This window comes from Streptomyces sp. NPDC019443, from assembly GCF_044389785.1.
GTDB lineage: Bacteria > Actinomycetota > Actinomycetes > Streptomycetales > Streptomycetaceae > Streptomyces.
In genome coordinates this window covers 52,170-64,730 of record NZ_JBIRYJ010000023.1, presented here as the reverse complement: position 1 = coordinate 64,730, position 12,561 = coordinate 52,170, and the positions used below count along the sequence as shown (strand labels likewise).

The following is a 12,561-nucleotide window of genomic DNA, read 5'->3' as shown; positions in this document are numbered from 1 at the left end:
GACGTGCGTCAGGCGTGCAGATCGTCGTTGAGGCGCTGGCGCAGCAGCAGGAGCGCCGCGGTGTCGGCGACGTCGGCGACATTGCCGAGCAAGCGGCGGACCGTGGTGTCGTCGCCGGCCCGTACGGCGGGCACGGTCCCATCGACCAGCGTGCTGACGTGCGCTGGTACGGCTGCCGGACCGGGCGGGGCAGTGGGGGAGGGGTCGGCACCACGCTGGTCATCGGCCGGGCCACGGCGCCTGCCCGGGTGGTGGAGGTTCGGAGGGTTCCTGATCGTGGGATCAGTGGTGGACTACCGCCTTTGCGGCCACGATGACCAGCCCCAGAAGGAGGTTGACCGCACCGGTGACGGCGACCAGGCGGCGAGGGGCACCGGCTTTGACCACCGCTGCGGTGGCCCAGGCGACCTGCTCGGCGAGGGCGACGCCGAGCCCCAGCCACGCGGTGTCGCCAGGTCCGAGCCCCAGGGAAGGGCTCACTGCCACGGCGGCGGCCGGCGGGAGCGCGGCCTGAGCGATCGGCCACTCCGCGCGCGCCTCGTGGCGGATCGTCTCCCACGACAGTGCCTGGTGTGCGAGCCGGTCGCCGACGAGGCGGGCGTAGACGTGCGTGATCCAGAAGACCAGGCCGGTGGTGAGCAGCATGACCACGAGCTGGAGCCGGGGGAAGGGGCCCAGCGTTCCCGCTGTGGCGATGACCGAGGCGGCGAGGAGCGAGCCGTAGACCGCGCCGGTATAGTTCCGCGCCGTTGCTTTTGCCGGTTCGGAGTTGCGACGTCTCATCTCCTCAGCATGCCGGGCCGTCCGCAGCTCACGCTGTCACCGCGCCCGTCCGGATCGCCGCATGGTCTCGGTTCCTGGCTGGAGCGGCGGCTGCCATAGGAGAAACAGGGTGTGATCACGTGCGGCGCGTGCTCGTGCGCCGGGTGAAACGGTGGACGCGCCAGGTGAGAAGCGCCGAGGTACTGACGGCAGGGCCCGTTGCTGTGTGTCGCCGCTAGGACACCGACGGCCGGCTGCGCGCGGTCGGACGGACGACGGCGCTGAAGCCAGACTCCCAGTCAGCTCGCCGACCACCACAACCAGACCGGCCTGACCACCCGTGGACCGGTGTACGGTTCACCGCCTCCTGGGGCAGCCGCGACACCCTCGACCCCATCCTCGTCGTGCCCGACCTCGTAGCCGAGATCAGCGCCGACACTGCCATCGACCGGGGTACCTGGCGTCATCCGCTGCGCGTGCTGTGGGAGATCGTGCGGCAGGTACCTCCCGACACGATCTCCCACAGTCTGTGCTCGGTCGGTGCGATGCTCGTCGGCCGGGGCGAGGAGCAACGGGCCGCGCCCCGGCCTGCCGCTTCACGCGTTCTCAGCCACGACCACGCACACCGGACGTGCTGTCAGGGGCAGTTGACCATCGAGTCGCCGGTGTCGCGGTTGCAGGAGTCGAAGGCGAGACCGCCGTCGAGGCTGTCGTTGGCGTTGACGCCGTCGGTGGCGTTGAGGGTGTCGTTGCCCTCATCGCCGCTCAGGGTGTCGTTACCGCTTCCTCCGGCCAGGGTGTCGTTTCCGGTGTTCCCGTTGAGGGTGTCGTTGCCCTCGTTCCCGTTGAGGGTGTCGTTTCCGGCATTGCCGTTGATGGTGTCGTTCCCTCCCAGCCCGGAGATGGTGTCGTTTCCAGGCCCACCGTTGATGGTGTCGTTGCCCGGAGTCGCTGCCGTGAGGCCGAAGACCCCGGTCGGGTCGTCGCCGACAAGATGATCCGCGCGGGGGCCGCCGTTGAGCTGGTCCTTGCCGTCGCCCCCGTAGAGAGTGGCGGGAACATCCAGATTCGGGGAGACCGTGATGTCGTCATCGGCGTCCTGGCCGTTGACCTGCACGGCCGCGGGGAGCGGGCACGCCGCGATGTTCTGCGACCGTGTCTCGCAGGGGGCGACGGCACGCACCTCGTCCGCGTTGTCCGACACGAGGACGACGCTGCCCTGACGGCGGATGGTGATGTCATTGGCCACGCCCTGATCCGCCGTGACGAGCAGGGTGCCGCCGACCATCTCGACCACCGTGGCGCCCGCGAGGTGCCGGGGCTCGGCGGTGAGCGGGGCCGCCGAGGCCGAGGTGCCGGCCAGCGCAGCGCAGAGGAGCGCTCCGGCCGACAGGATCACGTTGATACGTCGGGCTGTCATGGTTGTGCGTCTCCTTCGTCTCGCCGGCACTGCGGGCCTGTCTCCGCGCCGTTCGCGCTCGCCGGTCACGGGCACTCTGTGACGCTGTCGCCGAGGTCGGCCGTACAGCTGTCGACCTCTGTGCCCCCTTGGACGTAGTCGTTGCCGCTGACGTCGTCGACGGCGTTGATGCTGTCCCGGCCGGCGCCGCCCTCCACGAAGTCGTTGCCGGTGCCGGCGACCACCTGGTCGCCGCCATTGCCGCCGCTCACCACGTCGTTCCCGGGGCCTGCGTTGATGACGTCGGAGCTGGCACGGCCCTCGATCGAGTCGTTGCCGGCGCCGCCGAAGATCCGGTCCGGGCCGCTGGCGCCGTTGAGCGTGTCGTTGCCGCCTCCACCGGAGAGGAAGTCGGAGCCTTCGTCGCCTTCCAGGGTGTCGTTGGCGCTGCCGCCCTGGAGGCTGTCGTCACCCGCGCCGCCGATGAGGGTTACCCCGGGACTTGCCAGGGAGGAGGTGACATTGTCGGCCTGGTCACCGGCGTTGACGACGAGCTCGGTGAGGCTGCCCGCCCCCGGACAGACGGCCTCTGTGGCGCTGAGCGCGGTGCACCCGCCGAAAGCCACGATGGTGTCACCGGTGTCCCTCACCCGGATCGTGTCGCCGACCTGCCACACGGAGATGGTGTTGCCCAGGCCCACAGCGGCGGTGACGGTGACCGACGTGCCGTTCTTGCTCACCAGCGTGCCGGCCACAGCGGAGCCGGGCGGCTGGGGACCGGGGGTCGCACTCGCCGGGCCGGTGAGGCACAGCGTGAAGCCGAACACCGTTGTCAGGAGCGCAACGGTGCGATGAAGCGCCTTGTCCATGACTTGCCTCCTGGAAAGCGTGCGGGATCGTTAATTCGGCTCGAAATGCTTTCGTGGCTCAGTGGTGACATAGCGCAGCGGCGCCACCCGCATGCCTGGAACGGCGTTTGCCGCTTGGGTGCGTTGGGCCGTTCTACGGGCCCGCGAATCGTTGCCTCGTCACCTTGGTGCGGGACAGCCGAATTTTGCCCGCCGGAAACGGCCTCTTACGGTGTGCTCGCCTTCCCGGCGTTCATGACGGCAGTGCGTGGTGGTTCACAGCAAAACTGGGCGCGCATTGTCGGAAACGTTGCCACGCATCGGATGATGCCCGGCACCCCTCGACTGCCGGGCCTGAGTATGCCGTGTGGAGACCTTGTGGAAGAGAGGGTTTAACGCCATTGAAAGGATAATTCCGCGAGTTTCTGACGTGCGGTGCAGGCCGTGCAGACGGCAGGAGTGCTGCGAAAAGGAACGCGTCCAGGGTGGCGGAAAATGCCACTCATGGGCGAGTCCGTGGCTCATCATCCCGTGGGCTCGTGGACAACCGTGGTGCCGGTTCGGTGGTCTGAACGCGTAAGGCGACCGAAGGGACGTGTTTCGTGGCTGACGACCGTGGAGACCGGCAGGGGGCGGCCTCGGGGCGTGGGGTGTCGCGGCGGCTGCTGCTCGCCGGTGCTGCCGCGGACAGCGAGGCCTTGGGAGCACCCGCAGCGTGCTGGTGAGACGCGCGACTGTGGAGTCGACGTTGATGTTCCAGTCGATATCACCCACGGCGTCGGCGACGGCCTCGACGCGCTGGAGCAGCATCTCCCAAGGGCCGTCAGCCGACCACAGCATGTGCCGTTTGTGGACGGTCTTCCACGGGCCGAGGCGTTCAGGCAGTTCCCGCCACTGCACGCCGGTGCTCAGCCGGTGAAAGATCCCGTTGATCACCTGCCGGTGATCCCGCCATCGACAGTTGTTGCTCACCGGCAGCAGCGCCCCGCCGTTCTGACGGTAAGTCAGGGACTTCGTGGTCCCATGTGCACCCCGGCGCACAGCGCCCTGGAAAACAGCTGGGAACAGTGGGAACCACGCACGGGTGTCCCGTGGCGGGACCTGCCGGAGCGGTTCGGGAACTGGAAGACCGTGTATGAGCGCCACCGCCGCTGGAGCCACGGGTCATTGTGAAGACGATGACCGGGCCGCAGGACGCCATGCGGCTGGCCAGACAACGTCTCGGGCAACGGCCCCTGACACGCCGAGGCTGGCCCGGGCGTGTTCAACATAGCGACTCCGCGCATCCCGGAACTCCAGACACGCCTGATCCCAGTTCTGTTCGACCTCTGTGGCGATGCCCCGAGCCAGGCACTCCAACCGCCACAAACAGTGGTCCAGCGGCTTGGACGCGGTGTTTGCCTCTGTGCCACCAAGCAGCCCGAGTGTCTCCGACAGGGCAGCCAACGATGACCCGTCGGACACTTCTAGGCGGTGTCGGGGTCGGGTGACGGTCCACCGCCTGGTTCGAGCATCCGGCACCGGACGCAGACGCCAGGACCGTCCGGCTGGCCCGCTTGGGCGCCCCGCCAAATTGCGTCAGCAATATGCCACATGTGATCATGCTTGGCATGAACGCGGGTGGGGGCGGTGCCGGGCAGTCCGGCGGCCGGATAACGCTGGCCGATCTGGTGCGGCAGGAAGCAACCGCGCGCATGTCAGAGGCGGAGAAGCTCACGGCCGCGCGTGCGACGCGCCTGTACTTCCAACGGCCAGAGCAGCCCGGCTTCCTGGTCTCCGAGACCGAGGCCGGACCGCTGGTGCCGCTGTTCACGTCGGTGGAGCGCCTGGCGCTCTTCGCGGGCGCGTGCGCATGGGCGTCCACCACCGTCGCGGACATCGTCGAGCTCCTGCCCGAGGGTGTCCGGGCCCTGGTCGACCCGCTCGGCGAGCGGCCCTTCCTGCTGGATGTGGAGGCGCTGCGCGAGCCGGAGACCGCCGAGGCCGAAACCAGCAGGACGACGGGGGAGAAGTAGGCGTTGACCAGTCATGACGCCATGTACGGCCGCCAGAGCGGCGACGGCCCACAGCTTGGCGACGGCTACAAGATCGAGTGCGCCTCGGTACGGAAGATGATCGACCCCCTGGAGGAGTCGGTCGTCGCCGCACGCAACGTCAAGGACCACAAGGACAGACTCTCCGCGCACCTCCAGGGCAACGCGACCTTCGAGATCCTCGACTCCGGAAAGAGCTTCCTGTCGGCCTGGGGCTTCGGCATGGGCCAGGTCGCCGACCACGCCGACGAGGTGGTGGCGCGGCTCCATGAGGTGATCGCCGCCTACATCCTCGCCGAACTGCTGGGCGTCAAGAACTTCTCGCCGACCCCGGACAACATCTCCAAACTCCCCGTCGGCGACGCCGGCAAGTGGACCTGGGAGAACGTCGGCAGACCCACGTTCGACCCGCCGAAGAAGCTCCTGCAGGAGGAGTGGCCCCCGGACCCCACCGAGGTGAGCGCGTAATGCAGGACGACAGGCCCGCACCGGAGCGGATACCGGCCGGCTGCACACCCAAGGACCTGATCTACGGCGATCCGGACAAGATCGACGACCTGGTCATCGAAATGCGCGCGTACGCCGGAGCCTTCGACGACGGCCGCGACCAGCTCCAGGTGCTGGAGTTCAAAGAGTGGTCGGGCGAGGGCGCGAGCGCCTTCGAGCAGGCCACCGAGCGACTCCCCAAGGAACTCGGCTCGGCCAACAAGCACTTCCTCGACGCCGCCGGTGCCCTCGACGCGTACGCGGACAAGCTCCGCTCGGTACAGAAACGCTGCGATCCGATCATCGAGGACGCCGACGACGCCCGGGCGGCTTCCAAGCGCTACTGGCAGGACGTCGAGGCGTACAACGATGCCCTGGAGCGCGGCGACGATCCGCTGCCCGAGCGCCCGCCGGAGAGCGACCCGGGCGCGGCCGCCATGACCAAGTGCATCGGACGGCTCGACAAACTCATCGAAGAGCTCCAGGTCGTCGTCGACGACTCCGAGCGCAAACTCAACAAGGGCGCCAAGGACGCCCCGGACAAGCCCAAGGGATGGGCGGCGACGAAGGAGAACGCGGGCGACCTCTGGGGTGGCTTCAAGGACGGCGTGGACAACCTCTTCGGCATCGTCGAACCGCTCGCCGACGGCGACGTCAACGGCTTCGCCATGCAGCTCGCCGGGATGGCCGACGGGGTTGCCTACGCCGCGCAGAATCCGAAGGAGTTCGCCAAGGCCGTCGCCAACTGGGACGAGTGGTCGCGGAACCCATGGCGCGCCGCCGGACAGCTGACCCCCGACCTGCTGCTCGCCCTCGCCACGGGCGGCGGCGGCGCGCTGGTGCGCGGTGGCAGCGCGGCCAAGAGCGCCCTCAAGCGCCTGACCGATCGCCAGAACGCTCTCAGCCGCGACGGAAGCGCCGGCGACCGGGCGGACGGCGAGCCGGGCAAGCACGACAAGTGCGGTGACGACAAGTGCACCACCGGCGAGCCGATCGACGTGGCGACCGGCGAGATGGTCATGTCCGCCACCGACGTCGCGCTCCCCGGAGTTCTGCCCCTCGTCCTCGAACGCAGCTACGTCTCCGGGCACACCTGCGGAGGCTGGTTCGGCCGCACCTGGGCCGCCACCCTCGACCAGCGCCTGGAAATGGACGCCAAGGGCATCGTCTACGTCGCCGATGACGGCATGCTGCTGCGGTACCCCATCCCGCGCCCCGATGTGGGGACCCTTCCCACCAGCGGCCCGCGCTGGCCACTGCACTGGGACGGGAAGCCCGGCGGCACCATGACCATCCACGTGCCGGAGCGCGGCCGGGCCCTCCACTTCGCGCCCCTGCCCGCGGCCGGCGCGACCGAACTCGCTCTCCACGCCATCACCGACCGCAACGACCACCGCATCACCATCGCCTACAGCCCCGAAGGGCATCCGGCGGAGATCACCCACTCCGGCGGCTATCGCATCGCCGTCGACACCGACCCGGCCAAGCTGCGCGTCACCGCCCTGCGGCTCCTCGGCACCGGCACGAGCGAGCGCGGCGTGACGCTGGTCTCCTTCGGCTACAACGCGGCTGGTGACCTCACCGAGGCCGTCAACTCCACAGGGGAGGCCCTGCGCTACACGTACGACGCCGAACACCGTGTCACCGCGTGGACCGACCGCAACGGCACCAAGTTCGGTTACGTCTACGACCGGCACGGGCGTGTCCTGCGGACCGTCGGCTCGGACGACATGATGACCGGCCGCCTCCACTACGACGACGCGGCCCGCACCACCGTCTATACCGACTCCCTCGGCAACCGGACCACGTACGTCTACAACGAGGCGTACAAGGTGGTCGCCGAGACCGACCCGCTCGGCAACACCACCCGTACTGAGCGGGACGAGACCAACCGGCTACGTCTCGCCGTGACCGACCCGCTCGGCCACGCCACCCGCTACACGTACGACGACTCCGGTCATCTCCTGCGCGTGGAGCGCCCGGACGGCACGACGGGGTCGGCCGCGTACAACGAACTGGGCCTGCCGGTGGAGGTACGAGAGCCGGACGGCGCGCTCTGGCGGCACACCTACGACGCGCGCGGCAACCGCACATCGACCACCGACCCGGCGGGCGCCCAGACCCACTACGCGTACGACGTCCACGGCCATCTGAGCGTCGTCACCGACGCGCTGGGCCACACCACCGCCATCGCCGCCAACGAGGCCGGTCTTCCCATGGCGGTCACCGACCCTCTCGGCCACACCACGTCCGTCCGCCGCGGCCCGCACGGGCGTGTCACGGCCATGACCGATCCCCTCGGCAACACCACCAGGCAGGGCTGGACCATCGACGGCAAGCCCGCCTGGCGGGAACGCCCGGACGGCACCCGCGCGACCTGGCAGTGGGACGGCGAGGGCAACCTCGTCGAACACACGGACTTCGCCGGCAACACCACGCGGCACACCCACACCCACTTCGACCGGCCCGCCACCCGCACCGACCCGGACGGCGCGCACTACGCCTTCGCCTACGACACCGAGCTACGGCTGAAGCAGGTCACCAACCCCCAGGGCCTGACCTGGAGCTACGACTACGACCCCGCCGGCCGTCTGACATCCGAAACCGACTTCAACGGCCGGTCCCTCAGCTACACCTACGACGCGGCCGGACGGCTGGCCTCCCGAACCAACGGGGCAGGCGAGACGCTCCGCTTCACCCGAGACGCCCTCGGCCGGGCCACGGCCACGCGCGCCGACGACGGCACCCGGACGGTCCACGCCTACGATGCCGTGGGCCGCCTGATCAAGGCCGCCAACCCGGAAGCCGAAATCCACCGCGAGTACGACGCCCTCGGCCGCCTCGTCGCCGAGTCGGTCGACGGCCGCACCAGCAGCTACACCTACGACCAACGGGGCCACCGCACCTCGCGCCGCACGCCCACCGGCGCGCTGTCCGAGTGGACCTATGACGCCGAAGGCCGCCCCGCCGGCCTGACGACCGCCGACAACCGGCTGGACTTCGCGTACGACGCGGCCGGCCGCGAGATTTCCCGTACCTTCGGCGACGACATCGCCCTCACGCAGACCTGGGATGCCGTCGACCGCCTCACAGTCCAGTCGCTCACCAGCAATCCGGAGGCCGCCCAGACACTCCTCCAACACCGCACCTACGCCTACCGGGCGGACGACCACGTCACCGAGATCCGTGAACTGACCAGCGGAACCCGGCACTTCGACGTCGACCCGATCGGCCGGGTCACCGCCGTCCACGCTCACGGCTGGACCGAGAGATACGCCTACGACAACCTCGGCAGCCTCGCGCACGCCACCGCCCCCGACCATCCCTCCAACGGCGACCGCGATTTCAGCGGAACCCTGATCCGCCGCGCCGGCCGGACGGTGTACGAACATGACGCCCAAGGCCGCCTCGTCCGCCGTACCCGCAAGCTGCTGAGTGGGCAGCAACGCACGTGGACCTTCACCTGGAACGCCGAGGACCGTCTCACCGACGCGACCACACCCGACGGCGACCACTGGCAGTACACCTACGATCCGCTCGGCCGCCGTACCGCCAAACAGCGCCTGGGCGCCGACGGCGCGATCGCGGAACGCATCACCTTCACCTGGGACGGCACCCGCCTCGTCGAGCAGGCCACGATGGACGGTCATATGACCACCTGGGACTATGTTCCGGGCACGCATCGCCCCCTGACCCAGGCCGACCGCCACACCCCGGCGGAGTACGACACCCGCTTCCACGCGATCATCACGGACGTCGTCGGCACCCCGACGGAGCTGGTGACACCCGACGGCCGCATGGCCTGGCAGCTCCGCACCACCGTATGGGGCACGGACCTCCCGACGCCGCCCAGCTCAACATCGGTCGGCTGCCCTCTCCGTTTTCCAGGCCAGTACCGCGACCCGGAAACCGGCCTCAACTACAACTGCTTCCGCTACTACGACGACGAAGTCGCCGGCTATATCTCAGCCGACCCGCTTGGTTTGAGTGCCGCGCCCAACCACCATGCCTTTGTGCCCAACCCCTTCGGCTGGTTGGACCCGCTCGGACTGAAATGCCTCGACCCCGACGACCAGGTCCGGCATGATTCCGCACGTGCCACGGCCGTCGACGGCGACGGCAAGATGATGGGAGAGGAAGACAGTCCCGGCGTCAGAATGATCGACGACGTGCAGTTGGAGAGAATCCGCCTGGACTTGCATGCCAAGCTCGGCGAGCCCGACGTCAAGAGCACACCGAAGGGCAATATCGAGGTGTGGCAGCTGTCGGACGACCCGAAGGCGACCGTCACCTATCGCCCGTTCAGTAAATCCGGTGGAGCGACCATTGACTACAACGGCGTGGACGGTCTGGATATGAAGCGATTCCATATCCCGCAGCATGGGAACTGAGCCATGGTGAACCAGGACGCATACTGCCGCGAGGTGGAGTATCTGATCCAGTACGCTCACGACGACTGGCTCGGTTTCTCGGTCATCAGCGGGTCCGTGGGCAGCCTCCTCGGACGCGGCGCCTCGTTCCAGGAGCAGCTGACGTTGCTCCTGCGGATCGTCGGCGATCTGTATGACGCTGGAGCGCGAGCGGGCGATCTGACGGAGTCGACGCGGGAGCCTTTCCTGCCGTGGCAAATGGAGAAAGCCGAGGCCCTGGCGCGGATCGCGGCGGAGGTTCAGCCGCATTCCCGGTTGCCCGACTCCGGTGACGTCTGCTGGTTCACGGTGCCGTGATGACGCCATGGCCGCCGTGATGCCCGGCATCACGGCGGCCTCGCGTGCTGAAACCATCGCCAGGCCTGGTGGAGGGCGTTGGGTGCCTCCCCGAGAAGCTCAAGCCGCCGGGCACGTGAAAAGTGGACATTGCTGGTAGCGAGTCGAGGGCGCTCACCGCGTTTGCTGCGGTCGACGCCCCGGGCACCGAGGTCGTCTTCGAGCGCCTGGCGGTCACCGAGCAGCAGCCGGGGTGTCCGGCGGACTCCAGCAGACGGCGATGAACGTCGGCACGACGCTGGGGGGTCGCCACAGCGACGATGCTGATGACCCTCACAGCACAGGCCGCCGCCACAGGCCGCCGCCCCCGGCCGCCCGCCCGGCGACGGACCACGCTGGACCGGCGATGCCTTCACCCCCGTGATGGGGCCTACGTTGGTGTTCCTCGCGGCCGTAGCTGCGATGGGTGCGCTTCTCCGGCGGCTACGCATCTGCTGCCAACGGTCCGGGGCCGCCGCGCCGCGTTCGCGCACATGCGCGCGCGAACGGCAGCACGAACTCTCAGTTCGTCCGCGCTTCGCACCTCCCGGTCGTCCGAAGGCCGATCAAGACGACTTCGGGCCACGGCCGCTGTTTCCCTGTCAGTTCTGTAGACAGCTCCGACCGTGAATGGAACGCTCACTACAGAGAGGCAGGGTTGTGTCGCCGAGAACGCTCGTCCTGCCTGTGCAGGGGACGGCTTTGACGGGCAGTTCGGTGTGACACCAGGTGGGCTTGGGCCGTGGTGCGCAGCGGTGTCCGGCGGGGCCGTCGGCGAGCCGAAATGGTTCTTCGCTCCCGCACTCGGCGGTGGCGATTGCGTTCGTCCGCGCTTCCCTTCTCCACGGCTTCTCACCCCGCAGCCCAGACCGGCCTCGGAGCGATCCCGGCAGGTCCTGAGACCCCGGCAGACATTGCCAGTCGGAGCACCAGTCAGCATTCCTTCGCGGACAGGAGTTCACCAGATGAGACACCGAGCCACCCCAGGAGCACTCGCCGTCGTCGTACTCGTCACGGCGGCGAACTTGGCCGCCTCCTCCTCCGCCTCCGTCTCGGCCGCGGCCAAGGCCGCCGGGCCGACTGAGTTCACCGTGGACACCACCTCCGACGCGGTGGACGCGGACCCGTCGGACGGCGTCTGCCGCACCGCGGCCGGTGCGTGCAGTCTCCGCGCGGCGGTGATGGCCGCCAACTCCCGGCCGGGCAGCACGATCACGCTGCCCGCCGGCCGGTACCGGTTGACGATTCCGCCCAACCCCCTGTTGGTCATCGGATCGCACCCCGACCCGAGCACCGGTGACTTGAACGTCAACGTGCCGACCACGATCCGGGGCGCCGGCACGCGTACCGCCATCATCGACGCCAACCGCATCGACCGGGCTTTCCGCATGCGGGCGAACACCTGGCTGTCCGACCTCACGGTCACCGGAGGAGTCGCCAGGCAGCGCGAAGTGCCCATTACCGACACCGGTGGCGGCGGCATCGCCAACGACAAGAACATGACCCTGAGGCGGGTTGCCGTGACCGGGAACTCCGCCGGATACGGAGGCGGTATCTTCAACACCCCGGATTCGCACCTGGACCTGATCGCCAGCACCGTCAGCGGGAACATCGCGGGGGAAGCCGGGGGAATCAGGTTCGACGACAGCGGCACAGTGGTCAACTCGACGATCGCCGACAACCGCGTGATCGATCCCGGCGGCCGTCCCGGCAGCCTCGGCGGCTACGGCGGGGGCGTGGACATCCGTGGCCTGAGGCCCGTGAAGATCCTCAACTCGACCATCACCGGCAACAGATCGACCGACGGCGGCGGGGGAATCAACATCGCGCCCGCCTACCTGGACAGCCTGCCCTCGCCGATCACCGACATCATCGATGTGCCACTGGGACATCTCACCCTGCAGAACTCGATCGTGGCAGGCAACACCAGCGAGGACGCGTCCGGTGACTGCAAGAAGGTCTTCGCTGACATCGAATCGCGTGGCCACAACATCGACAGCGACGGCAGTTGCCACCTCACCGCCGCGGGCGACCTGCCAAGCCGTACGCCGCTGGTCGGACCTCTTGCCGACAACGGCGGGCCCACAGACACCAATGCGCTGCTGCCCGGCAGCCCCGGCCTCGACGCGGCCGCCCACTGCCCCGCTACCGACCAGCGCGGCGTCCCCCGTCCCCAAGGCGCCGCCTGCGACATCGGCGCCTACGAACACACGCAGTGACACCGGTAACCCTGCTGCGACGGAAGCACCAGGCGGGCACCCGCCGTGTGCCCGCGTCCGCCACCGAAG

Annotated in this window: 9 protein-coding genes and 2 pseudogenes; 6 read left to right on the top strand and 5 right to left on the bottom strand. The window is 68.8% G+C overall.

All coding sequences use genetic code 11. From position 1 onward, the window contains the following. Nucleotides 1–8: 8 nt before the first annotated feature. The 5 genes and pseudogenes from ACH492_RS37085 to ACH492_RS37065 all read right to left on the bottom strand — a co-directional run. Nucleotides 9–134, bottom strand: a complete 126-nt coding sequence (locus tag ACH492_RS37085; RefSeq protein ID WP_398993374.1) for a hypothetical protein — start codon at nucleotides 132–134, stop codon at nucleotides 9–11. Between the two features lie 148 nt (nucleotides 135–282). After that, the gene (locus ACH492_RS37080) at nucleotides 283–783 is read right to left on the bottom strand and encodes a hypothetical protein (protein ID WP_398993372.1); all 501 of its coding nucleotides are present in this window, start codon (nucleotides 781–783) and stop codon (nucleotides 283–285) included. A 616-nt stretch (nucleotides 784–1,399) separates the two neighbouring features. After that, entirely contained in the window at nucleotides 1,400–2,182 is a 783-nt protein-coding gene (locus ACH492_RS37075) for a calcium-binding protein (RefSeq protein ID WP_398993370.1), read from the bottom strand. Between the two features lie 65 nt (nucleotides 2,183–2,247). Beyond that, a complete protein-coding gene (locus tag ACH492_RS37070; RefSeq protein ID WP_398993369.1) occupies nucleotides 2,248–3,030 on the bottom strand; it encodes a calcium-binding protein in 783 nt (260 codons plus the stop codon). Nucleotides 3,031–3,706: 676 nt separating this feature from the next. Continuing rightward, nucleotides 3,707–3,960 (bottom strand): annotated as a pseudogene (locus ACH492_RS37065) (transposase); the annotation flags it as partial. A 126-nt stretch (nucleotides 3,961–4,086) separates the two neighbouring features. Between ACH492_RS37065 and ACH492_RS37060 the strand changes: the two are divergent. The 6 genes and pseudogenes from ACH492_RS37060 to ACH492_RS37035 all read left to right on the top strand — a co-directional run. Beyond that, a pseudogene (locus ACH492_RS37060) lies at nucleotides 4,087–4,167 on the top strand (transposase); the annotation flags it as partial. A 452-nt stretch (nucleotides 4,168–4,619) separates the two neighbouring features. Continuing rightward, nucleotides 4,620–5,024, top strand: a complete 405-nt coding sequence (locus ACH492_RS37055; RefSeq protein WP_398993367.1) for an SseB family protein — start codon at nucleotides 4,620–4,622, stop codon at nucleotides 5,022–5,024. 3 nt (nucleotides 5,025–5,027) lie between these two features. Next, a complete protein-coding gene (locus ACH492_RS37050) occupies nucleotides 5,028–5,510 on the top strand; it encodes a hypothetical protein (RefSeq protein WP_398993365.1) in 483 nt (160 codons plus the stop codon). After that, nucleotides 5,510–9,919, top strand: a complete 4,410-nt coding sequence (locus ACH492_RS37045; RefSeq protein ID WP_398993363.1) for a putative T7SS-secreted protein — start codon at nucleotides 5,510–5,512, stop codon at nucleotides 9,917–9,919. The genes ACH492_RS37050 and ACH492_RS37045 overlap by 1 nt, the downstream gene beginning before the upstream one ends. Nucleotides 9,920–9,922: 3 nt before the next feature. After that, nucleotides 9,923–10,255 carry a hypothetical protein gene (locus ACH492_RS37040; RefSeq protein WP_398993361.1) on the top strand — a complete coding sequence of 111 codons (333 nt, stop codon included), beginning with the start codon at nucleotides 9,923–9,925 and terminating at the stop codon, nucleotides 10,253–10,255. 983 nt (nucleotides 10,256–11,238) lie between these two features. Then, a complete protein-coding gene (locus ACH492_RS37035; protein ID WP_398993360.1) occupies nucleotides 11,239–12,492 on the top strand; it encodes a choice-of-anchor Q domain-containing protein in 1,254 nt (417 codons plus the stop codon). Nucleotides 12,493–12,561 lie beyond the last annotated feature (69 nt).

Bases quoted from the DNA above. Each gene is read 5' to 3' on its own strand.
- ACH492_RS37080 (WP_398993372.1), bottom strand. From the start codon at position 783: ATGAGACGTCGCAACTCCGAACCGGCAAAAGCAACGGCGCGGAACTAT.
- ACH492_RS37075 (WP_398993370.1), bottom strand. From the start codon at position 2,182: ATGACAGCCCGACGTATCAACGTGATCCTGTCGGCCGGAGCGCTCCTC.
- ACH492_RS37070 (WP_398993369.1), bottom strand. From the start codon at position 3,030: ATGGACAAGGCGCTTCATCGCACCGTTGCGCTCCTGACAACGGTGTTC.
- ACH492_RS37055 (WP_398993367.1), top strand. From the start codon at position 4,620: ATGAACGCGGGTGGGGGCGGTGCCGGGCAGTCCGGCGGCCGGATAACG.
- ACH492_RS37045 (WP_398993363.1), top strand. From the start codon at position 5,510: ATGCAGGACGACAGGCCCGCACCGGAGCGGATACCGGCCGGCTGCACA.
- ACH492_RS37040 (WP_398993361.1), top strand. From the start codon at position 9,923: ATGGTGAACCAGGACGCATACTGCCGCGAGGTGGAGTATCTGATCCAG.
- ACH492_RS37035 (WP_398993360.1), top strand. From the start codon at position 11,239: ATGAGACACCGAGCCACCCCAGGAGCACTCGCCGTCGTCGTACTCGTC.